This is a genomic window from Mycobacterium sp. (genome assembly GCF_049647605.1).
Classification (GTDB): domain Bacteria; phylum Actinomycetota; class Actinomycetes; order Mycobacteriales; family Mycobacteriaceae; genus Mycobacterium.
The window spans coordinates 1-22,110 of record NZ_JBARXZ010000025.1; the positions used below are offsets into that span (position 1 = coordinate 1).

General features: G+C 66.9%; 19 protein-coding genes. 9 read left to right on the forward strand and 10 right to left on the reverse strand.

Annotated elements, in window-relative coordinates; translation table 11 throughout:
- Both WBB07_RS03340 and nadA read right to left on the reverse strand, forming a co-directional pair.
- A partial coding sequence (locus WBB07_RS03340) for an L-aspartate oxidase (protein ID WP_526304747.1) occupies positions 1–1,399 on the reverse strand: 1,399 nt, incomplete at its 3' end.
- Positions 1,396–2,442 carry a quinolinate synthase NadA gene (nadA, locus tag WBB07_RS03345; RefSeq protein ID WP_526304749.1) on the reverse strand — a complete coding sequence of 349 codons (1,047 nt, stop codon included), beginning with the start codon at positions 2,440–2,442 and terminating at the stop codon, positions 1,396–1,398. The genes WBB07_RS03340 and nadA, both read right to left, overlap by 4 nt.
- A gap of 45 nt (positions 2,443–2,487) precedes the next feature.
- Between nadA and WBB07_RS03350 the strand changes: the two genes are divergently transcribed.
- Positions 2,488–3,183: an NUDIX domain-containing protein gene (locus WBB07_RS03350; RefSeq protein ID WP_526304751.1), complete on the forward strand. Its 696-nt coding sequence runs from the start codon at positions 2,488–2,490 to the stop codon at positions 3,181–3,183.
- A gap of 67 nt (positions 3,184–3,250) precedes the next feature.
- Complete coding sequence (locus tag WBB07_RS03355) at positions 3,251–4,603, forward strand: lipase family protein (RefSeq protein ID WP_526304753.1); 1,353 nt, start codon at positions 3,251–3,253, stop codon at positions 4,601–4,603.
- On the opposite strand, the gene WBB07_RS03360 is transcribed toward WBB07_RS03355, so the two are convergent.
- The 3 genes from WBB07_RS03360 to bioB are packed head-to-tail and all read right to left on the reverse strand — an operon-like array spanning position 4,577 to position 6,542.
- Positions 4,577–5,266 (reverse strand): DUF2567 domain-containing protein, encoded by a 690-nt coding sequence (locus WBB07_RS03360; protein WP_526304755.1) that lies wholly within the window; start codon positions 5,264–5,266, stop codon positions 4,577–4,579. The two genes, WBB07_RS03355 and WBB07_RS03360, sit on opposite strands and share 27 nt — an antisense overlap.
- Complete coding sequence (gene bsaP, locus WBB07_RS03365; protein WP_526304757.1) at positions 5,263–5,514, reverse strand: biotin synthase auxiliary protein BsaP; 252 nt, start codon at positions 5,512–5,514, stop codon at positions 5,263–5,265. The genes WBB07_RS03360 and bsaP overlap by 4 nt, the downstream gene beginning before the upstream one ends.
- A gap of 11 nt (positions 5,515–5,525) precedes the next feature.
- Complete coding sequence (gene bioB / locus WBB07_RS03370; protein WP_526304865.1) at positions 5,526–6,542, reverse strand: biotin synthase BioB; 1,017 nt, start codon at positions 6,540–6,542, stop codon at positions 5,526–5,528.
- 78 nt (positions 6,543–6,620) lie between these two features.
- Here bioB and WBB07_RS03375 point away from each other — a divergent pair, with 78 nt between their 5' ends.
- A complete protein-coding gene (locus WBB07_RS03375; RefSeq protein ID WP_526304759.1) occupies positions 6,621–7,211 on the forward strand; it encodes a TetR/AcrR family transcriptional regulator in 591 nt (196 codons plus the stop codon).
- On the opposite strand, the gene WBB07_RS03380 is transcribed toward WBB07_RS03375, so the two are convergent.
- From WBB07_RS03380 to bioA, 4 genes are read right to left on the reverse strand one after another with little or no spacing between them, the layout of a single operon-like run.
- Positions 7,204–7,809: a 2'-5' RNA ligase family protein gene (locus tag WBB07_RS03380; RefSeq protein WP_526304761.1), complete on the reverse strand. Its 606-nt coding sequence runs from the start codon at positions 7,807–7,809 to the stop codon at positions 7,204–7,206. The genes WBB07_RS03375 and WBB07_RS03380 overlap by 8 nt on opposite strands.
- 3 nt (positions 7,810–7,812) lie before the next feature.
- Positions 7,813–8,505, reverse strand: coding sequence for a dethiobiotin synthase (gene bioD, locus WBB07_RS03385; RefSeq protein ID WP_526304762.1), 693 nt, complete (start codon positions 8,503–8,505; stop codon positions 7,813–7,815).
- Positions 8,506–8,536: 31 nt separating this feature from the next.
- The gene (bioF, locus tag WBB07_RS03390) at positions 8,537–9,688 is read right to left on the reverse strand and encodes an 8-amino-7-oxononanoate synthase (RefSeq protein WP_526304764.1); all 1,152 of its coding nucleotides are present in this window, start codon (positions 9,686–9,688) and stop codon (positions 8,537–8,539) included.
- 55 nt (positions 9,689–9,743) lie between these two features.
- Positions 9,744–11,036, reverse strand: a complete 1,293-nt coding sequence (gene bioA, locus WBB07_RS03395) for an adenosylmethionine--8-amino-7-oxononanoate transaminase (RefSeq protein ID WP_526304867.1) — start codon at positions 11,034–11,036, stop codon at positions 9,744–9,746.
- 123 nt (positions 11,037–11,159) lie between these two features.
- Here bioA and sucT point away from each other — a divergent pair, with 123 nt between their 5' ends.
- Genes sucT through treZ form a run of 4 tightly spaced genes read left to right on the forward strand, consistent with a single transcriptional unit; the run spans position 11,160 to position 19,631 of the window.
- Positions 11,160–13,343 carry an acetyltransferase SucT gene (gene sucT / locus WBB07_RS03400; protein WP_526304766.1) on the forward strand — a complete coding sequence of 728 codons (2,184 nt, stop codon included), beginning with the start codon at positions 11,160–11,162 and terminating at the stop codon, positions 13,341–13,343.
- A gap of 53 nt (positions 13,344–13,396) precedes the next feature.
- Complete coding sequence (glgX, locus tag WBB07_RS03405; RefSeq protein ID WP_526304768.1) at positions 13,397–15,595, forward strand: glycogen debranching protein GlgX; 2,199 nt, start codon at positions 13,397–13,399, stop codon at positions 15,593–15,595.
- Between the two features lie 3 nt (positions 15,596–15,598).
- Entirely contained in the window at positions 15,599–17,887 is a 2,289-nt protein-coding gene (treY, locus tag WBB07_RS03410; RefSeq protein WP_526304770.1) for a malto-oligosyltrehalose synthase, read from the forward strand.
- Positions 17,880–19,631, forward strand: a complete 1,752-nt coding sequence (treZ, locus tag WBB07_RS03415) for a malto-oligosyltrehalose trehalohydrolase (protein WP_526304772.1) — start codon at positions 17,880–17,882, stop codon at positions 19,629–19,631. Before treY ends, treZ begins: the two co-directional genes overlap by 8 nt.
- On the opposite strand, the gene ilvA is transcribed toward treZ, so the two are convergent.
- Positions 19,619–20,902 carry a threonine ammonia-lyase IlvA gene (gene ilvA, locus WBB07_RS03420; RefSeq protein ID WP_526304774.1) on the reverse strand — a complete coding sequence of 428 codons (1,284 nt, stop codon included), beginning with the start codon at positions 20,900–20,902 and terminating at the stop codon, positions 19,619–19,621. The two genes, treZ and ilvA, sit on opposite strands and share 13 nt — an antisense overlap.
- 179 nt (positions 20,903–21,081) lie before the next feature.
- On the opposite strand from ilvA, the gene WBB07_RS03425 reads away from it, so the two are divergent.
- A complete protein-coding gene (locus tag WBB07_RS03425) occupies positions 21,082–21,309 on the forward strand; it encodes a hypothetical protein (RefSeq protein WP_526304776.1) in 228 nt (75 codons plus the stop codon).
- Between the two features lie 82 nt (positions 21,310–21,391).
- The gene (locus tag WBB07_RS03430; RefSeq protein ID WP_526304778.1) at positions 21,392–22,102 is read left to right on the forward strand and encodes a hypothetical protein; all 711 of its coding nucleotides are present in this window, start codon (positions 21,392–21,394) and stop codon (positions 22,100–22,102) included.
- The last annotated feature ends 8 nt before the right edge of the window (positions 22,103–22,110 follow it).

Sequence of the window (22,110 nt, forward strand, 5' to 3'; positions counted from 1 at the left end):
GTGCTCGAGTCCGCGGGACCAGCAACGGTGCGGCGTGCACGGCCTCGGCTAGCGAGCCCAGGCCGTCGGCGTCACGAACCACCGACGCGAACCTGCTCATCGCCTGCTGCAGCACGTGGCGGTCCAAGACGCGGACGCCCTGATCACCGGATATCCGCGCAGTAGGTGCACCGACCTCCGCGGCGTGGTTGGCCGCAGCCCTTCCCGCTCGTCCGCCGACCACCATTCCTTCGAGAAGGCTGTTGGAAGCCAGCCGGTTGGCGCCGTGCATGCCGGTGCGGGCTACTTCACCCGCGGCGAAGAGGCCGGGCAACTCGGTACGGCCGTGGACGTCGGTGCGTACTCCACCGCAGGAGTAGTGCGCACCGGGCACCACGGGAATCGGCTGCCGGGTCGGGTCGATTCCCGCGGCGCGGCACGCGGCCGTCACCGTCGGGAAGCGCTGAGCGAAACCGCCGATCTGGCGCGCGTCGAGATACACACAGGGATCACCGGATTCGCGGAGTCGCGCATCGATCGCGGCGGCCACGACATCGCGGGGCGCCAGATCTCCCATCGGGTGCACGCCCGCGGTGACCGCGTCCCCGCGGGCGTCGACCAGCGTCGCACCCTCACCGCGGATGGCTTCGGTGATCAGTGGGCGTCGACCGCCGGTGTTGCCGTCATAGAGCATTGTCGGATGGAATTGGATGAACTCCAGATCGCTGACCGGAACCCCGACCTGTAGCGCCAGGGCGATGCCGTCGCCGGTGGATCCGTCCGGGTTGGTGGTGGCGCTGTAGAGGTGGCCGGCCCCGCCGGTGGCCAAGATGACCGCCGGAGCGTGGACGATTCCGGGCCCGTACGGGCTCAGTACCGCGACTCCGGTGATGGCGTCCTCGTCACGCAGCAGTCGCAGCGCGACGTGATCACGGCGAATGTCGAGCCCGGCACCGGCGCTGTCCAGTGTCCGTTGCACCTCGGCTCCGGTGGCATCGCCACCGGCGTGGACGATCCGCCGCCGGGAGTGCCCGCCTTCGCGCGTCAGCTCCCAACCCCCGGTGGCGCCCTGGTCGAACTGCGCTCCGTACGAAATCAATTCGGTGACGGCGCGGTAGCCGTCGGCAACGATCGAACGCACCGCATCGGGGTCGCACAGACCCACCCCGGCGGCCAGTGTGTCGGCGACATGGGCGTCGATCGAGTCGTCCGTGCGGGGAATGACGACGGCGACCCCACCTTGGGCGTAATAGGTTGCCGTGTCCCCCAATTGGCGGGCCTTGCTGAGCACCACAACTCGACGCCCCTGCCGGTGTGCCGCCAGCGCGGCCGCAAGACCAGCTACGCCGGTGCCGATCACCACAACGTCAGCACGTTGCTCCCAGACGCCGGTGCCGCCGCAGGCGGGCGCTCTGGTCATTCTCCGCCGCCGGGCTGTCCGATCTCGATCATCCGCTGCACACTGCGCCTTGCGAGCTGTGCGGTGTCGGCGTCGACATGCACCTCGTCGGCTTCTTCGACCAGGCAGCGCAGCAGTGCAGCCGGGGTGATCATCTTCATGTATTTGCACGAGGCGCGGTCGTTGACGGCCTGAAAGTCGATTTCCGGTGCAGCCCGGCGCAACTGGTGCAGCATACCGACCTCGGTGGCCACCAGCACGTGGCTGGCCTTCGATTCGCGGGCCGCGTCCAGCATGCCGCCGGTGGACAGGATCTTCACCCGCTCCTCCGGGAAGGAGCCTTCACCGGCCAGGTACAACGCCGATGTAGCGCAACCACATTCGGGGTGAACGAACAGCTCGGCGTCGGGGTGGCTGCGCGCCTGCTCGGCGAGTTCCTCACCGTTGATCCCGGCGTGCACGTGGCATTCACCCGCCCACACATGCAGGTTCTTGCGGCCCGTCATCCGCCGGACATGGGCGCCGAGGAACTGGTCGGGGCAGAACAGCACTTCACGGTCCGCCGGAATCGAGTCGACAACCTCGACAGCGTTCGACGATGTGCAGCAGATGTCGGTCAAAGCCTTCACCGCAGCGGTGGTGTTCACATATGACACCACCACGGCGTCGGGGTGCTCGTCTTTCCAGGCGCGCAGTTCGTCGGCGCTGATCGAATCGGCCAACGAACAACCCGCCCGCTGATCGGGGATCAACACCGTCTTGTCCGGAGAGAGGATCTTGGCGGTCTCCGCCATGAAATGCACGCCGGCGAACACGATGGTGTCCTCGGACGCCTCGGCGGCGATCCGGGACAGCGCCAGCGAGTCCCCGACGTGGTCGGCCACGTCCTGGATCGCCGGCAGCTGGTAGTTGTGCGCCAACAGGGTGGCACCGCGCAGCTTCAGGAGACGGCGGACTTCGGCAGCCCATTCTTCGTCTCCGGCCACACCGGAATAGCCCTCGGGTCCGTCGGTGATCTGAGCTGCCAGTTGGCCCACGCGGGTGTCGAGGTCCAGCACAGTCATGACCGCTCCTTTCGGCGTCGAGGTTTTCGACTTACAATCGAAAACATGCCACATATTAGCACTGCGGTCGAAGTGCTCGTCGTCGTCTTTCAGGTGCGGCGCCTCGACTCCAGAAACCCGCAGCTCAGTGTGCTGCTGTGGGAACGAGCCCTGGAACCGCAGCGCGGCGCATGGTCCCTGCCCGGCGGAGGACTGCGGCACGACGAGGACATGACGAGTTCAGCGCGGCGACAACTCGCCGAGAAGGTCGACCTCCGTGAGATCGCCCACCTGGAGCAGTTGGCGGTGTTCTCACAGCCCCAGCGGGTGCCAGGCAACACCCGCACCATCGCCACCACCTTCCTCGGATTGGTGCCCTCCCCCGCGACCCCGGTCCTGCCGCCCGACACCCGCTGGCACCCAGTGGACAACCTGCCCCCGATGGCCTTCGATCACGGCCCGATGGTCAACCACGCCCGCAGCAGACTCGTCGCGAAACTCTCCTACACCAATATCGGATTCGCACTGGCCCCAACGGAATTTGCACTCTCCACCTTGCGGGACATCTACAGCGCCGCCCTCGACTACCAAGTCGACGCCACCAATCTGCAGCGCGTCCTGGCCAGACGGGGCGTACTCACCCGCACCGGAACCACGGCCCAGTCCGGCCGCAGCGGAGGCCGACCGGCCGCGCTGTACAAGTTCACCGACAACCAATTGCGTGTCACAGACGAGTTTGCGGCATTCCGTCCGCCAAACTGATCTCAGCTTGGTATCTAAGGGTTCAGTAAGAGAGAATGTGCCCTTCGGCCACGATGAGGAGCCTGACATGGACGTTGGCAATGCGGCCAGGGCAACCCATGCCGAATGGATCGGCAAGACGCCACACCAGGAGCTGCAGCACGGCGTCACGCCCACGCTGCCGCACCTCGACCCGTTCTACGTCCCACCCACCGGCTTCGAACACGCCGAACCCGGGACGGTACTGCGGTCACGCGACGTCGAACTGGCGTTCTTCGGACTGATCCCGCAGCGATTCACCACCACCCAGCTGCTGTACCGGACCACCGACCTACACGGCGATCCAGAGGCGACGGTCACCACGGTGCTCGTGCCGGCGGAACGTTCGACCGACCAGCTTTGTCCGCTGGTGTCCTACCAGTGCGCCATCGACGCCGTGGCCGACCGCTGCTTCCCGTCGTATGCGCTGCGCCGTGGAGCCAAGGCCATCGGCGCGCTGGCCCAACTCGAGTTCCTGCTGATCGCAGCGGCACTCGCCGAGGGCTGGGCGGTGTCGGTGCCCGACCACGAAGGACTGCGCGGGCTGTGGGGCGCGCCCGTCGAACCCGGCTACCACGTTCTCGACGGACTCCGGGCCGCTACCAGTGTGCCGCGACTGGGCCTGACACCCGATGCGCCGATGGGTATCTGGGGCTACTCCGGCGGTGGGCTCGCCACCGCCTGGGCGGCCGAGATGGCCGGTGACTACGCACCGGAACTCAACATCGTCGGCGCCGTCCTGGGCTCACCGGTCGGCGACCTCGGACACACCTTCCGCCGGCTCAACGGCAGCTTCTACTCAGGGCTGCCGGCAATGGTTGTCGCCGCCCTCTCACACGTCTACCCCGACCTCGACCGGGTGATCCAGGAACACGCCACCGACGAGGGCAAGGCGATGCTCCACGACCTCGAGAACCTGACAACCATGGGCGCCGTGCTGAAGTCGATCGGCAAGGACATGGACGACCTGGTCGACCTGCCGCTGCAGGAGATCCTCGACAGCCCCGAGGTGCGACGGGTATTCGCCGAGATCAAGCTCGGTACCGCCGCACCCAAGCCGCCGCTGCTGATCGTCCAGGCAGTCCACGACCGGGTGGTGTCGGTCGAGGACATCGACGAGCTCGCTGAGATATACCGGGCCGGCGGTTCCGACGTCACCTACCACCGGGACCTGTTCAGCGAACACATGCTGCTGCACCCGATGTCCGCGCCGATGACGCTGCGGTGGTTGCGCGACAGGTTCGCCGGACGTCCGCTACGGGATCATCTGGTCCGCACCAAGTGGCCGACCCTGCTGAATCCGTCCACCTACCGCGGCATGGCGCGCCTGGCGGTCATCAGCGCCAAGGTCGTGACCGGGCGACGGGTGGAACGGCTACCGCTCTCGCGGTTCGACCGCTGAGGGCTCACCGACCATCGGGTCTCCGCTGAGGGCTGAGTGCTCACCGACCGGGACCATCGCCACCGGGGCGGGTAGCCGGGGCGGCTCGACCGGTGGGTAACCACCGAGATCATCGCGGATCGTGGCGACCGCGAACACCGCGTAGACCAGGGCAGCCGTGGCCGCCGGCACCAACAAGGTCGCGGCCATCTGCAGCGGTCCGGACCCGAAGAACACCGAGGGCGCCTCGGTGAAGTAGTAGATACGGCGCTGCGGGCTGACCGGCGCAGTGTCGATGTCCACCGGCGGGTAGCGCAGCCGGGCCAAAGCGCCCCCGCTGGCCGTGGCCACCGCCGAGGCGCCGATGCTGCCGAGAGACAGTGCCGTCACCATCAGCGGACCGCGGTGAGCACGCCACTGCCACACCAGCACCGGAGCCACCACCGACACCGCCCACAACATCCCCAACATCATGAACGCCGCGACGAAGAAGTGGTCGGCCTCGCCGCCCAGGTAGGTCTGCACCCGCTCACCAGAGCGGTTCAGGGCGATCACCCCGTTGACAGAAGGCGCCAGCCAGGCCCACAGGCCGCCGATCACCACACCGACACCGGCCATTCCGGTCACGACCAGTGCGGCGGCCCGACCCCGCGACAACCGCGGCGGCGCTGCATGGACGGTCACCGGCGGGTCTCCAGATCAGTGGAATCCACGTCGCCGTGCCGCGAGCACTTGGCCCACCAGCCGTCGGGACGCACCTGCACGATCATGCGCCGACCGCAGGCCGCACAGAATCGCGGCGGTTCCAGGCCCAACTGTGCCGCCGTGGGCAGCGCCGCACCCGCGGCGTCGGCCGCCGCAATACCCGTGTACACGTTGTAGACCCCGGCGCCGACCGGCTCGGGCAACACGCTCGCTAAATCGTGAACCATCACCTGCAGTTCTACAGGCTCGCGTTGAGCGCCTTGATAGGCATCTGCAGATCGTCGAGAAGTTCGAGGTCGGCTTCGGCGGGCCGGCCCAGCGTCGTCAGGTAGTTGCCCACGATGACCGCGTTGATACCGCCGAGAATTCCCTGCTTGGCGCCGAGGTCACCGAGGGTGATCTCGCGGCCGCCGGCGAACCGCAGCATCGTCCGGGGAAGCGCCAGGCGGAAGGCCGCCACCGCCTTGAGAGCCTCCGAAGCGGGCAGCACGTCGAGATCGCCGAACGGTGTGCCGGGGCGAGGGTTGAGAAAGTTCAGCGGAACCTCATGTGGATCGAGCTCAGCAAGGTTGGCGGCGAATTCGGCACGCTGCTCGAGCGTCTCCCCCATTCCGAGGATGCCGCCGCAACAGACCTCCATGCCGGCTTCGCGGACCATCTCCAAAGTGCCCCAGCGCTCATCCCAGGTGTGGGTGGTCACCACGTTCGGGAAAAACGACTTCGACGTCTCCAGGTTGTGGTTGTAGCGGTGCACACCCATATCGGACAGCCGCTGCACCTGCTCCTGGGTCAGCATGCCCAGCGAGCAGGCGATCTGGATGTCGACCTCGTTGCGGATGGCTTCGATACCGGCGGCGACCTGTGCCAGGAGCCGCTCGTCGGGTCCGCGCACCGCGGCGACGATGCAGAACTCCGTGGCCCCCGACTTGGCGGTCTGCTTGGCGGCTTCGACCAGGCTGGGGATGTCGAGCCAGGCGCTGCGGACCGGTGAGGCGAACAGACCCGACTGGGAACAGAAGTGGCAGTCCTCGGGGCACCCGCCGGTCTTGAGGCTGATGATCCCCTCGACCTCGACCTCCGGCCCGCACCACTTCATCCGAACCTCGTGCGCCAGCGCCAGCAGCGCTTCGAGATGTTCGTCCGGCAACTGCAGGACCTGCAGCACCTGCTCCTGGGTGAGTCCTTCACCGCCCTCGAGGACCTGCCTGCGAGCAAGATCGAGAATCTCGGTGCCTTCGGTGGTATCTGGAGTCAACGTCACGATTGGGCAATCCTCACTACGTTGTCCGGGCCTGCGCGCGAACTTGAACGGTGTTCAGGTTAGGGTAGCGATGTGCAACTGCACAAACGAGACGTGATTCGCAAAGCCATCGAGATCCTGGACAACTACGGGATCGCCGACTTGACCATGCGCCGGTTGGCGCGGGAGCTCGACGTCACCGCCGGAGCTCTGTACTGGCATTTTGCCAACAAGCAGGAACTGCTCGGCGCCGTTGCCGACGAGCTCCTCGGCCCGGCATGCCGACCGGTCGAGGGTATGGGCTGGCGCGAACGCATCGCCGGAGTCTGCACCCGGCTGCGCGATGCACTGCTCTCGCACACCGACGGAGCCGAGCTGGTCTCGGCGAGCTTCGCGTCCGGGAATTCTCAGGCCATGCCGCAGGTACTGCGACTCCTGGGCAGTGCGGCCGTTGACGCGGGAGTACCCGCCACCCAATCCGAGCCCGCCGCCCGCACGATCGTCTACTACGTCCTCGGATTCACCGTCGACGAACAGTCGCGCCTGCAATGGGATGCCGCCGGAGCACTGACCGCCGAACAGTCGGTGCTCGACGGCCAGACGCCACGGCCGGACAGCTTCGGGTTCGGCCTGTCGCTGCTGATCGACGGGCTGTCGGTCCGCGGATCCGTCCCGCTCAGCTGATCAGGACGTGCTCGACCCGGGCGTCGCCGTCCCAACGCCGTAGCCCGACCACCGCACCCCGGCACTCGGCGCTGATACCGGGGACCGCGGCAATGGCACTCGCCAGCTGCTCAGCACTCATCCGGCGGGCCAGCGTCGCGTGCGGAATCCATTGCCCCGGCAGGCTGTGCGGAGCGGGACCCGGCGTCAGGTGCGGTACGCAGATCGTGTGTACCGCGCGGTGGAGTTCGAGCAGCGGCGCCGAGGCCACCACTAGTTGGGCCAGCGTCAAACGCCGCCGCCCGCGCGGCTCGCCGAGCTCGAGCAACCGGCCGGCAGCACCGTCGCCGCCGCGCCCGGTGGAGAGCGCCGGTAGGTGACCGAACACCACCGGGGCTCCCAGCAGGCAGGGCAGCGGCAGGAGCCCGGCCAGTCCCCGCAGGTCGGCGTCGACCGCGGCCGAGATCCCGTCGGCAACCGTCACCGTGACATGGGGACGGTTCGTCGGCGAGGACACCCGCACCTGGCTGGGCAGACCGGCTGCGGCCAACGCATCCCACCGGCCGCGCAACACCCCATCGGTGACGTCGTCGAAGAGCAACTCGATGGAATGCGCCACCGCTCAGCCCACCAGGCTGTCGATCCATGCCGCGTCGAACGCAGGTGCACACAGCGTCGCAAAATCCTGGGCGGACAGCGATCCGGCACCGGCGGGCAAGGCGGCCCGAACCGGCGCCAGCTCCTCGAGTGCACTCCAGTTGGAGATCTCTGCGGCGCCGGGCTGCGCCGGCCACGAGCCGATGATCAGTCCCGCGCAGTCCAGCCCGTGGTTCGCCAGCGCCTCCAGCGTCAGCGCGGTGTAGTTGAGCGTGCCCAGCAGCGCTGCGGCCACCACCACCGTCGGGGCCGCCAAGCGCCTCGCCAGATCACGCAAGGTCACTCCGTCGGCGCCGACCTGCACCAGCAGTCCGCCGGCACCTTCCACCAAGGTCAGCTGCCCGGGAGCATCGACCGAACGGATCATCTCCAGCAGGTCGTCTTCGGTGGGTAACGGCAGACCGGCCTGCGCGGCAGCGGCAACGGGCGCCAGCGGCTCGGGGTACCGCGAGTGCCCGACCAGGTCAGCGACACCCGAGAGGCGCCCGATCTCCAGGAGATCGTCATCCCCGGCGCCCTCGGCCGGAGCCGTTCCGGTCTGCACCGGCTTGCACACCGCCACCGGCACGCCGGCCAACCTCGCATGGCAGGCCAGCGCGGCCGTCGCCACCGTCTTTCCCACCGCAGTACCGGTACCGGTGATCATCACCACAGCCATCGAACGGCCATCCAATCTCTCGGCGCGCGGGTCAGGCCCGCGCGTCCCGCAACACCTCTACCAGTACCCGCCGGGCCAAATCCAACTCGTCGGCGGTCAGCGACGCCCGTGCGGTCAACCGCAACCGCGATGTTCCCTCGGGTACCGACGGCGGCCGGAAGCACCCGACCCGCACGCCGCGCTCCAAGCAGGCGGCGGCAGCGGCGACCGCCACATCAGGATCGCCGAGGATCACCGAGACGACCGCTGACTGCGGTTCCTCGGCAACCTCGCTCGCCCCGGCCAGTTCCCGTGCGTGCCGCAGCACCGCATCTGCCCGGTCGGGTTCGGCGACCAACACCTGCAAGGCCGCACGTGCGGCGCCGACGGCGGCGGGTGCCAGCCCGGTGTCGAAGATGAAGGTCCGCGCGGCGTCGATCAGGTGGTCACGCACCGCCACCGATCCCAGGACCGCGCCGCCCTGGCTGCCGAGCGCTTTGGACAAAGTGGTGGTCACCACGATGTCGGGGTCCCCCGCCAGCCCGACTTCCTGCAGCAGTCCCCGACCGCCGTCGCCCCGCACCCCGAGCCCGTGCGCCTCGTCCACCAGCAGGACCGCACCGTGGCGACGGCACACCTCGTGCAACCGCCGCAGCGGAGCGAGCGCACCGTCGGCGCTGAACACCGAGTCGGTGACGACAAGGGCGCGTTCCTCGTCGCGGTCGGCCAGTGCCGCTTCGACGGCGTCGACATCACGGTGGCCGGTGACGGCGACGCGGCTGCGGGACAGCCGGCAGGCATCGATCAGCGAGGCGTGCGAGTAGGCGTCGGACACCACCAGGGCGCCAGGCCCGGACAGCGCCACCACCGCCCCGATGTTGGCGGTGTAACCCGACGAGAACACCAACGCCGCAGGCGCACCCATGAAGTCGGCAAACTCACGCTCGAAGGTGTGGTGGAGGTCGGTGTCGCCGGTGACCAGGCGGGAACCGGTGGAGCCGGCACCCCAGGTGCGCAGCGCGTCGACACCGGCCTCGACCACCCGCGGATGATGGGACAACCCCAGATAGTCGTTGGAGGCCAGGTCCAGTTCGGGCACTGCCGACGGGCGAGGTTTCAGTCCGCGGCGCAGGCCGGCATCGCGCCGCTGTCGCTCGGTGGCCTCCAGCCAGGCCAACGGCGATACACCCGTGCGCGTCGACACCAGAGCACCTCACCCGATCGCGGGAATCGCACCCGACCGACAAATTGAACGGTGTTCAGGTTAACGCACGGGCAACGGCAACCATCGCCGAGGTGAGCTGGTCGACCTCCTCAGGTGTGCAGATGAACGGCGGCATCGCGTACACGAGGTTACGGAACGGGCGCAGCCAGACTCCGTGGTCGAGTGCCACCTCGGTGGCGACCGCCAGGTCCACCGGAGCAGCCATCTCGACAACACCGATGGCACCACAAACCCGGACATCGGCCACCCCGGGCAGCTCCCGTGCCGGAGCCAGACCGCGCACCAGACCGGCATTGATCTCTGCCACCCGCGTGCGCCAGTCCTGCCCGAGCAGCAACTCCACGCTGGCCACCGACACCGCGCACGCCAGCGGGTTGGCCATGAAGGTCGGGCCGTGCATCAGCGCGCCCACCTCAGAATGGCTGATGACCCGGGCGATCTCAGCGGTGCACAAGGTGGCCGCCAACGTGACGTACCCGCCGGTGAGCGCCTTGCCGACACACATGATGTCCGGGCTCACGCCGGCATGGTCGGCGGCAAAGAGCTCTCCGGTGCGTCCAAAACCGGTTGCGATCTCGTCGAAGATCAGAAGTACGTCGTGACGGTCGCAGATCGCCCGCAGATCGGCCAGGTAACGAGGGTCGTGGAATCGCATCCCCCCAGCACCCTGGACCACCGGCTCGACGATGACGGCGGCCAGCTCCTGAGCGTGCGCAGCCAGCTGATGCTCGAATTCGGCGCTGTAAGCGGCGTCGTAGTCGCCCGGCACCGGCGGCGCAAAGAGCTGGCTCGCCAGCAATGAGTGCTCACCGGTCCACAGTTCGTGCATGCCGCCGTCGGGATCGCAGACGCTCATCGGAGTGAAGGTGTCGCCGTGGTAGCCGCCGCGCCAGGTCATCAACCGATACTTGGCGGGCCGGCCCCGGCTGCGCTGGTACTGCAGTGCCATTTTGACGGCCACCTCAACCGACACCGAGCCGGAATCGCTGAAGAACACCGTCTCCAGCCCCGCCGGCGTGATCTGCACCAGCAACTGCGCCAACCGGACCGCCGGCTCATGGGTCAGACCCCCGAACATCACGTGGCTCATCACCGCCACCTGATTGGTCACCGCCTCGTCCAGCACCGGGTGTCCGTGGCCGTGCACGGCTGTCCACCAGGACGCCATACCGTCGAGAACGTCGCATTCGGTTCCGTCGCGCACGACGGTCAGCCACGCGCCCCTGGCCGCCACGACCAACGTCGGCGGCGGCGCCCCCGCACCGATCGTGCTGTACGGGTGCCAGACGTGTGCAGCGTCGATGGCGCTGATCTCTGCCGGCGTCAACCGCGGCCCCGTACCTGAATAGCCTGACACGGGCGCCGAGCCTAACCGAGGACATCACCAAGGCACACTGGACTTTGCGCGTCGGGAACCATCCAGTCGGGTTGGGTACATTGTCTGTCGACCATGATGTTCTCGACCCCGACCAGGCCGGAGCCGGCTGCCGCTCCGGAACCTGTACCCCCCACCGCGACGGGGTCCAGGAAATCGGGCTTCTACCGACATGATCTCGATGGACTACGCGGTGTGGCCATCGCGTTGGTTGCTGTCTTCCACGTGTGGTTCGGCCGGGTCTCCGGTGGTGTCGACGTTTTCCTAGTACTGTCCGGATTCTTTTTCGGCGGCCGCCTACTGCGCAACGCGCTGACGCCGGGACCACTGCCCTCACCGGTCCGTGAGGTGACCCGGCTGGTGCGGCGACTACTGCCGGCGCTGGTGGTGGTGCTGGCCGCATCCGCCGTGCTGACCATCCTGATCCAACCGCAGACCCGATGGGAGGCGTTTGCCGACCAGAGCCTGGCAAGTCTTGGCTACTACCAGAACTGGGAGTTGGCCAACACCGCCGCGGACTATCTGCGTGCCGGCGAAACCGTCAGCCCACTCCAGCACATCTGGTCCATGTCGGTGCAGGGGCAGTTCTACATCGCGTTCCTGATCCTGGTCCTGACGCTGACCTTCCTGCTGCGCCGGCCGCTCGGCAAGCACCTCCGGGTCTTCTTCATCGTGCTGCTGGCCGCACTCACCATCGCATCGTTCGTGTACGCGATCATTGCGCACAACGCCGACCAGACGACCGCCTACTACAACAGCTTCGCCCGCGCCTGGGAACTGCTCCTGGGGGCGCTTGCCGGCGCGTTTGTCGGCCACCTCCGCTGGCCGATGTGGTTGCGTGTCGTCGCGGCCACCGTGGGGCTGGCCGCGATCCTGTCGTGCGGCTGGCTGATCGACGGCGTGGAGAAGTTCCCCGGCCCCTGGGCGCTGGTGCCGGTGGGCGCGACCGTGCTGATGATCCTGGCCGCCGCCAATGTGCAAGCCGATCCCCACACCGCGGGAAAGCTCCCGCTGCCCAACCGGGTGCTGGCGTGGCGTCCCTTCATCACCCTTGGCGGGATGGCCTACTCGCTGTACCTGTGGCACTGGCCGCTGCTGATCTTCTGGTTGGCCTACAGCGGTCACGAGCACGCGAACTTCGGCGAAGGCGCGGTGATCCTGCTGATCTCCGGTGTGCTCGCCTATCTGACGATGCGGTTCGTCGAAGAGCCGCTGCGCTACCGGCCGGGCGCAGCCGTACCGGCGGTAGCACCCCCCGTGGTGAAAGTGACCTGGCGCCGGCGACTGCGCCGACCCACAATGGCACTGGGCTCCATCGTGATGCTGCTCGGAGTCGCCTTGACGGCCACCTCGTTCACCTGGCGCGAACACGTCGCCGTCGCCCGCGACAACGGCAACGAACTGGCCGTGCTGAACACCAAGGACTATCCGGGCGCTCTGGCACCGCTGACCGGGGCCAAGGCGCCGAAGGTACCGATGCGTCCCTCCGTTCTGGAGGCCAAAGACGATCTGCCGCAGTCCACCATCGACGGCTGTATCAGCAATTTTGAGAACACCGACGTCATCAACTGCACCTACGGCGACGAGACCGCCACCCGCACCATCGCGCTGGCCGGTGGCTCGCACGCCGAACACTGGCTCACGGCACTGGACGAGTTGGGCAAGATGCACGGGTTCAAAGTGGTCACCTATCTGAAGATGGGCTGCCCCCTGACCACTGAAGAAGTGCCGTTGGTGATGGGCAGCAACCGCGAATACCCGAATTGTCACGACTGGAACGAAAAGGTGATGAGTCAACTCATCAGCGACCATCCAGACTTCGTGTTCACGACCTCCACCCGCCCGTGGAACATCAAAGACGGCGACGTCATGCCGGCCACCTATATCGGGATCTGGCAGTCGTTGTCCGACAGCAACATTCCGATCCTGGGTATGCGAGACACCCCCTGGATCCTGGATGAGGACCGGCGCCCCTTCCTGCCTGCGGACTGCCTGGCCGACGGTGGTGATGCCACCTCGTGCGGGATGAAACGCTCGATGGCACTCTCGGAGACCAACCCCACCCTCGATTTTGTCAAACGGTTCCCGCTGCTGAAACCACTGGACATGAGCGCCGCCGTGTGCCGGGACGACATCTGCCGCGCCGTTGAGGGAAATGTGCTGCTATACCACGACTCTCATCATCTGACCGCAACCTACATGCGGAGCATGGTCGGCGAGTTGGGCCGCCAGATGGGACCGGCCACCGGTTGGTGGTGAGCGTTACCAGGCGCGAGTGAGCATCGCGACGGCCTCGCCGATAGGGTCGAACGATGTCGTCGAGCGCGCCAACCCGGCCGGGAGGCACCCCTCCCGCAGCGAACCCTCCGTTGATCGCCGCACCCAAAGTGAGCACCGTCTGGCCCGGCACCCCCTATCCACTCGGCGCCACCTATGACGGCGCCGGCACCAATTTTTCGCTGTTCTCCGAAGTGGCCAGCAAGGTCGAACTGTGTCTGATTGCGCCTGACGGCACCGAAGAACGGATCAACCTCGACGAGGTGGACGGATACGTCTGGCACGCGTACCTGCCGACCATCACACCGGGCCAGCGCTACGGCTTCCGGGTCCACGGGGAATGGAACCCCGGCGCCGGGCAGCGATGTGATCCCAGCAAGCTACTGCTCGACCCTTACGGCAAGTCCTTCCACGGCGACTTCGACTTCAGTCAGGCGCTGTACTCGTACGATCTCGACACCGATGACCCGGCCTCCGGAGGCGTTCCGCCGCGCGTCGACTCCCTGGGCCACACGATGACCAGCGTCGTTATCAACCCGTTCTTCAACTGGCAGTCCGATCGTGCGCCCAACACTCCGTACCACGAAACGGTGATCTACGAGGCGCACGTCAAGGGCATGACCCAGGCCCATCCGGCTGTCCCCGAGAATCTGCGTGGGACCTACGCCGGCCTGAGCCACCCCGCGATCATCGACCACTTGAAGTCGCTCAACGTCACCGCCATCGAGCTGATGCCGGTGCACCAGTTCATGCACGACCACCGACTGCTGGACCTCGGACTGCGAAACTATTGGGGCTACAACACATTCGGCTTCCTCGCGCCGCACTATCAATACGCCTCCAACCAAAGCGCCGGCGGCGCCGTCGCCGAGTTCAAGACCATGGTGCGCGCGTTCCACGAAGCTGGCATCGAGGTGATCCTCGACGTCGTCTACAACCACACCGCCGAGGGCAACCACCTCGGGCCCACCATCAACTTCCGCGGGATCGACAACGCCGCCTACTACCGACTGACCGACGGTGACCTACGCAACTACAAAGATTTCACCGGCACCGGCAACAGCCTCAATGCCCGGCACCCACACACCTTGCAGCTGATCATGGATTCGCTGCGATATTGGGTACTGGAGATGCATGTGGACGGTTTCCGGTTCGACCTGGCATCAACGCTGGCACGCGAGTTCTACGAGGTGGACCGGCTCTCGGCGTTCTTCGATCTGGTTCAGCAGGACCCGGTGATCAGTCAGGTGAAACTCATCGCCGAACCCTGGGACATCGGCGAGGGCGGATACCAGGTGGGCAACTTCCCGGGTTTGTGGACCGAGTGGAACGGGAAATACCGCGACACTGTGCGTGATTACTGGCGGGGCGAGCCCGCAACACTCGGCGAGTTCGCCTCACGGCTGACCGGTTCGTCTGATCTCTACGAGGCAACGGGCCGGCGGCCGAGTGCCAGCATCAACTTCGTCACCGCCCACGACGGCTTCACCCTGGCCGACCTCGTCTCCTACAACAACAAGCACAACGAAGCCAACGGCGAGGACAACCGCGACGGGGAGAGCCACAACCGGTCGTGGAACTGCGGCGTCGAAGGACCCACCGACGACCCGGAGATCCTGGAGCTGCGTGCCAGGCAGGTGCGCAACATCATGGTCACCCTCCTGGTCAGCCAGGGCACGCCGATGATCAGCCACGGCGACGAGTTCGGCCGCACCCAGTACGGCAACAACAATGTGTACTGCCAGGACTCCGAATTGTCCTGGATGGATTGGAGTATGGCCGAGACCAACGCCGATCTGCTGGAATTCACCCGTCGGGTCACCACCTTGCGGACCAAGCACCCGGTGTTCCGGCGCCGCCGGTTCTTCGAGGGCAAACCGCTACGCACCGGCGATCAGGTGCGCGATATCGCCTGGCTCACCCCCTCGGGTACCGAAATGACCTCCACGGAATGGGATTCGGGCTTCAAGTTCGTGGCGATGTTCCTCAACGGCGACGCGATCCCCTCTCCCAACGCCCGCGGTGAACGGGTCGTCGACGACACCTTCCTGTTGTGCTTCAACGCCCACTCCAACCCGATCGAGATGGTGGTCCCCGACAGTAGCTACGCCTCGGAATGGGCTGGTGCGCTGGAGACTTCGAGCTCCACCGGCGCTTGCGAGCTGACCCTCGCAGCCGGCGACACTGCCACTCTGCCCGGCCGGTCGGTCACCATCCTGCGCAAGGTGACCTGAGGCATGACCCGTACCGTCCTGTCCACCTACCGCCTCCAGATGCGTGGCGACGGGTTCACGTTCGACGACGCCACCGAACTGCTCGACTATCTCGCCGACCTGGGTGTCAGTCACCTGTACCTGTCCCCGATCCTGACGCCGGTGCGCGGCTCCACCCATGGGTACGACGTCACCGATCCGACCACGGTATCCGCCGAGCTGGGCGGCCCCGAAGGGCTGGCGGCGTTGTCGGCCGCCGCACACGCCCGCGGCCTCGGCATCATCGTCGACATCGTGCCCAACCATGTCGGGGTCGCTGAACCCAGTCAGAACCCATGGTGGTGGGATCTGCTGCGACACGGCCGGGACTCGACCTACGCAACGTACTTCGACATCGACTGGTCGGTGGACCTCGACGGCCGAATTGTGTTGCCGGTACTGGGCTCTGATGCCGATACCGCAGATCTCGAAGTCGACGGTGACGTTCTGCGGCTGGGCGATCTGAGGTTCCCGATCGCACCCGGCACCGGTATCGGATCCGGACCGGAAGTGCACGACCGCCAGCACTACCGGCTGGTCGGGTGGCGCACCGGGATATGTGGATACCGGCGGTTCTTCTCGATCACCTCGCTGGCCGGGATCCGTCAGGAAGATCGCACCGTGTTCGATGCCAATCATGCCGAAGTGCGGCGCTGGTTCACCGAAGGCCTGATCGACGGCGTCCGCGTCGACCATCCCGACGGGTTGACCGATCCCGCGGGATACCTGGTGTGGCTGCGCGAGCTGATCGGACCCGAGTCCTATCTGGTCATCGAGAAGATCCTGGCCGCCGACGAGTCCCTCGAGCCGACCCTGCCGGTCGACGGCACCACCGGCTACGACGCCCTGCGTGACATCGGCGGCCTGTTCGTCGACCCGACCGGCGAAGAAGCGCTCACCGCGCTGTCGGCTTCGGCGGGATTCGATCATGCCGCGGTGACCGCCATGGTGACCGAGCTGAAATTGCGCGCCGCCACCGACACCCTCGGCAGCGAGCTCAACCGGTTACGACGCGCCGTCGTGGCGGCCACCGGTTTCGACGACCCGCAGCTGCCGGAGGTCATCGCGGGGCTGCTCACCAATCTGAATGTCTACCGCAGCGACTATCAGGGGCTGGCAGCGTTGCTGCCCACAGCTATCGCCGAAACCGCTTCGGCACGACCCGAATTCAGCCGATCCCTGGATCTGGTTGCGACGGCAGTGAACCAACCGGGTGAGACCTCGGCGCGGTTGCAGCAGCTCTGCGGGGCGGTGACGGCCAAGGCCGTCGAGGACTGTCTGTTCTACCGGGACGCCCGCCTGGTCTCGCTCAACGAAGTCGGAGGCGAGCCGGAGCGGTTCGGGGTCAGCTCGGCGGAGTTCCATCAGAGCTGCGCGATCCGGGCGCGGATGTGGCCGACTGCGATGACAACCTTGACCACCCACGACACCAAACGAGGCGAGGATGTCCGCGCCCGGATCGGGGTGCTCTCACAGGTGCCGTCGCTGTGGGCCGAGCTGGTCACCGGCTGGGAGATCCACGCCGAGTCTCCCGACGCCGGTACCGGACTGTTCCTGTGGCAGAACATCTTCGGGGTATGGCCGGAGGACGGTGAGGTGACCGAAGCGCTACGGTCCCGGCTACATGGCTACGCGGAGAAAGCCATCAGGGAAGCCGCGCTGCACACCAGTTGGAACGATCCCGACACCGGATTCGAGCAGGCGGTCCACGACTGGCTTGACCGGGTGCTCGACGGGCCCGTCGCCGCCGAACTGACTGCGCTGACACAGCGGCTGGCGCGCCATGCCCACAACGACGCCCTGGCACAGAAACTCCTGGCATTGACCGTGCCCGGAGTTCCGGACGTGTACCAGGGAACCGAACTGTGGGAAGACAGTCTGGTCGATCCCGACAACCGCCGACCGGTGGACTTCACCGCGCGCCGTGAAGCCCTGGCCGACTCGACCCATCCCAAGATGCGGATCGTCAGCGCCGCGCTCCGACTGCGCCGGGACCGCCCGGAGACATTCCTGGACGGTGGCTACACCCCGGTGCTGGCACACGGTCCTGCAGCCGAACACCTACTGGCCTTCCTGCGGGGCGCCGACGTACTGGTGGCAGTCAGCAGGTGGACGGTGCGCCTGGAGGAGACCGGCTGGGGCGATACCCGGCTGACCCTGCCGCCGGGCACCTGGACCGACCGGATCTCCGGGCAGTCACTGCAGGGCGCCGTCGCCGTCGGGCAACTGTTTGCCGAACTGCCGGTCGTGGCGCTGGAGCGCAGCCATGTCTGAGCACACGTTCGAGGTCTGGGCACCGACTCCCCAGCTCGTCCGGCTGGACGTCGCGGGAACACCGTCCGCCATGACCCGTTATGACGACGGCTGGTGGCGAACCACCATCGAGGTCGCCGACGACGTGCGGTACGGCTTCCTGCTCGACGACGATCCCACCGTGCTGCCCGACCCCCGCTCCCCCCGTCAGCCCGACGGCGTCCACGCCCGCTCCCAGTTGTGGGATCCCAGCTCTGCAACCTGGACCGACGACCGCTGGTCGGGACGGTCGGTGGAGGGCTCGGTGATCTACGAGCTGCACATCGGAACCTTCACCCCGGAGGGCACTTTCGATGCCGCCATCACCAAACTCGACTACCTTCTGGACCTCGGTGTCGACTTCGTGCAACTGATGCCCGTCAACGCGTTCAGCGGCAGCCACGGCTGGGGCTACGACGGGGTGCTGTGGTACGCGGTGCACGAGCCGTACGGCGGTCCCGACGGTCTGGTGCGCCTCATCGACGCCTGCCACAACCGCGGGCTGGGCGTGCTGATCGACGCGGTGTTCAACCATCTGGGTCCGTCGGGAAACTACCTGCCGCGCTACGGCCCCTACCTGTCGTCGGCGACCAATCCGTGGGGCGAGGGCATCAACATCGCCGACGCCCACTCCGACGAAGTGCGCCGCCTGATCATCGGCTGCGCGCTGCGATGGATGCGGGACTTCCACGCCGACGGGCTGCGGCTGGACGCCGTACACGCCCTGGTGGACACCACCGCGATCCACCTTCTCGAAGAGCTCTCCGCAGAAACCGCCGTACTGTCGGCCGACGTGGGTCGGGCGCTGTCGTTGGTTGCCGAGAACGACCGGAACGACCCTCGGCTGATCACGCCGCGCGCAGACGGCGGGCTGGGAATGACGGCACAGTGGGATGACGACATCCACCACGCGCTGCACACCGCAGTCTCCGGAGAACGACAGGGCTACTACGCCGATTTCGGCTCGATCGCCACCTTGGCGGACACCCTGAAAAGTGGCTACTTCCACGCCGGAACCTACTCCTCGTTCCGGCATCGACGGCATGGAAAACCGTTGGACACCAGCAAGATTCCCGGGTACCGACTGGTGGCCTACACGTGTACCCACGATCAGGTGGGCAACCGCGCAGTCGGCGACCGGCCGTCGGCCTATCTGAGCCCGGGCCAGCTGGCGGTCAGCGCGGCGCTGGCGCTGCTGACACCGTTCACCGCGATGCTGTTCATGGGTGAGGAGTGGGCGGCCTCGACACCGTTCCAGTTCTTCTCCTCGCACCCCGAACCCGAGCTCGCCGAAGCCACCCGCAACGGCCGCAAAGCCGAGTTCGCCGCCCACGGTTGGGACGCCGCGGAGATCCCCGATCCGCAGGATCCCGAAACGTTCCTCAGCTCGAAACTCGCCTGGGCAGAAGTGGATACCGATGGGCACGCCGACCTGCATCGGCTGTACCGGGACCTGATCGCCCTGCGGAAACGCGAACCCGAGCTGGCCGATTTCTGGCTCGATCATCTCGGCGTGGACTACGACGAGGACGCCCGCTGGATCGTCATCCGGCGCGGCCACCTGGCGATCGCCTGCAATCTGGGCGCAGGCCCCGTCACCGTGCCGGCATCCGGCGAAGTGCTACTCGCCTGGGACGAACCCCTGGTGGGCTCCGACAGCACCGAACTGTCCGGGCATTCGTTTGTGGTACTACGAGGTGCTGGGGAACCCGATCAGGTGAGGTAGCGGTACGCCGGCGAACCCGGCTCGAGCGCCTCGACATGGCACTCGGAGGCCTTCATCCGGTCCAGTAGACCGTCGAGTTCGGCGGCCGAACCGAGTTCGATGCCCACCAATGCCTCACCGGTCTCCCGGTTGTTGCGTTTGACGTACTCGAACAGGGTGATGTCGTCATTCGGGCCTAGTACGTCATCCAGGAAGTGGCGCAGCGCCCCCGGCTCCTGCGGGAAGTCGACCAGGAAATACTGCTTGAGCCCCAGGTGCACCAGCGACCGTTCCAGGACTTCGCCGTAGCGGGACACGTCGTTGTTACCGCCGGAGATCAGGCACACCACCACCGAGCCCGGCGTGATGTCCGCTTCGAGCAGGCCTGCCACCGACAGCGCACCCGCAGGTTCGGCGATGATGCCTTCGTTCTGGTAGAGATCCAGCATGGCGGTGCACACCGCGCCCTCGTCGACCGTGGTCAACGTCACCATGTCGCCGGCACCGGAAAGCGCCGCGAACGGCAGAGTGCCGGCCCGATTCACGGCGGCACCGTCGACGAACTGGTCCACATGATCCAGCGTCACCGGCTCGCCGGCCGCCAGCGCAGCCACCATGGATGCGGCTCCGGCCGGTTCGACGCCGAGCACCGAGGTCCGTGTTGTCCGTGCGGTGAGATAGCTGGTGATGCCACTGATACAGCCGCCCCCGCCGACGGGCACGATTACCAGATCCGGCTCGCTGTCGAGCTGATCCAGGATCTCGACGGCAATGGTGCCCTGACCTGCCATGGTGCGCAGGTCGTCATAGGGCGGGACCAGCGTGGCGCCGGTGCGAGCGACATCGGCGCGGGCGGCATCGGCGGCCAAGTCGTAGGTGGCCCCACCGACGATCAGCTCGATGAACTCGCCGCCGTGGTACCGGATGCGGTCACGTTTCTGCTTCGGGGTCTTGCCCGGCACGTACACCCGGCCGTGGATGCCCATCGAGCGGCAGGCCAGGGCGAAGCCTTGCGCGTGGTTGCCGGCCGACGAGCACACCACCCCGGCGGCGATCTCTTCCGGCGTCAACTGCATCAGCAGGTTGTAGGCGCCGCGCAGCTTGTAGGAACGCACGGACTGTAGGTCCTCGCGTTTGAGGTAGACCAGCGCGCCGGTCAGCTGCGACAGCCGGTCGCTGAACTGCAGCGGAGTGGCCTCCACCACACCGCTGATCCGCTGAGCCGCCGCGTCGATGTCGGCCGCGGCCAGCGGCGCGACAGTGCGGGGGTCAGGGCTCAGTTCTGCAGACACCGAACAATGGTGCCACGCACAGAACGGCTACCCGAAACGAAGTACCGCCGGGCACCGCCCGGTCCGATCGTCGGCCCAGTCCGACCGGACGCGGACGAGGTACCGAACCCCGGGAAGCTGCCCGGCCTGATCTCGCGTTTCGGGTAGCCGAAACTTTCAATACGAGCTATCGTCATGGGATGACCACGGCAGAGCAGTTCCGCTCAGCGGTGACGCATCCGCGTTCGGAGATCTCCATCGCAGGCGTGCCCTGGCCCGCCTACAAGGTGCTGGCCCTGCTGATCGGTTTCACCATCTTCGGATTGACGCTGCTGGCGACCGCGACCGTGTCCTCTGCGGTTCTCGGCGGCGCGGCAGCCGGTTCAGCCGTCTGGGTGGTTTTCAGCCTGCTGCACCGGCTTCGCTGACCGTCCCAGCCCGCACCCTCCTCGTCGATCGAGCCGAGTCGTTGGCACTGCGCTGCGTCATCGTCGCGCACACTGTGTAGCCATGACCGACTCCCCCAAACCGCGGAGACCCGCCGAGGACTTGGTGGCCCGCGCCGTCGAACTGGCCGATGAGGCACGCACCCCGGAAAGCCGGATCCCGGTACTGCTCGCCATCGCCGCGGTCATCGCGCTGCAGGTCGCGATCCCCGACCGATACACCGCGGTGCCCCGGTGGCCGCTGGTGGTGTTGGAAGTGCTGCTGCTGGTGGTGATGCTGGCAGTCAACCCGCTCAGACCCGACAATCGAACCCGGGTCGGCCTGTGGGCAGCCTGGGCACTGACCGCGGCGATCACCGCGGACAACACCGCGTCGGCGATCGTTCTGGATTACCGGATCCTCAGCGGGCAGGTCAGTGACCACGCGGCGGTACTCCTCGGCAGTGGAGCCGCCATCTACATCACCAACGTCATCGCGTTCGGGGTCTGGTATTGGGAACTGGACCGCGGCGGACCGGCGGCGCGATTGGCCGCCGCGAAGGCGTATCCGGCCTTCCTGTTCCCGCAGATGACCGACCCGGACTTCGCCCAGCCCGGCTGGCGGCCCACCTTCGTCGACTATCTGTACGTCAGCTTCACCAATTCGGTGGCCTTCTCCCCCACCGACACCATGCCATTGGCCCGCTGGGCGAAACTGATGATGACGGTGCAGGCGCTGGTCGCGACGTCCACTGTGGCACTGGTGTTCACCCGTGCGGTCAGCCTGCTGAACTGAGCGTCGGG

Bases quoted from the DNA above. Each gene is read 5' to 3' on its own strand.
- nadA (WP_526304749.1), bottom strand. From the start codon at position 2,442: ATGACTGTGCTGGACCTCGACACCCGCGTGGGCCAACTGGCAGCTCAG.
- WBB07_RS03350 (WP_526304751.1), top strand. From the start codon at position 2,488: ATGCCACATATTAGCACTGCGGTCGAAGTGCTCGTCGTCGTCTTTCAG.
- WBB07_RS03355 (WP_526304753.1), top strand. From the start codon at position 3,251: ATGGACGTTGGCAATGCGGCCAGGGCAACCCATGCCGAATGGATCGGC.
- bsaP (WP_526304757.1), bottom strand. From the start codon at position 5,514: ATGGTTCACGATTTAGCGAGCGTGTTGCCCGAGCCGGTCGGCGCCGGG.
- bioD (WP_526304762.1), bottom strand. From the start codon at position 8,505: ATGGCTGTGGTGATGATCACCGGTACCGGTACTGCGGTGGGAAAGACG.
- sucT (WP_526304766.1), top strand. From the start codon at position 11,160: ATGATGTTCTCGACCCCGACCAGGCCGGAGCCGGCTGCCGCTCCGGAA.
- glgX (WP_526304768.1), top strand. From the start codon at position 13,397: ATGTCGTCGAGCGCGCCAACCCGGCCGGGAGGCACCCCTCCCGCAGCG.
- treY (WP_526304770.1), top strand. From the start codon at position 15,599: ATGACCCGTACCGTCCTGTCCACCTACCGCCTCCAGATGCGTGGCGAC.
- treZ (WP_526304772.1), top strand. From the start codon at position 17,880: ATGTCTGAGCACACGTTCGAGGTCTGGGCACCGACTCCCCAGCTCGTC.
- WBB07_RS03425 (WP_526304776.1), top strand. From the start codon at position 21,082: ATGACCACGGCAGAGCAGTTCCGCTCAGCGGTGACGCATCCGCGTTCG.
- WBB07_RS03430 (WP_526304778.1), top strand. From the start codon at position 21,392: ATGACCGACTCCCCCAAACCGCGGAGACCCGCCGAGGACTTGGTGGCC.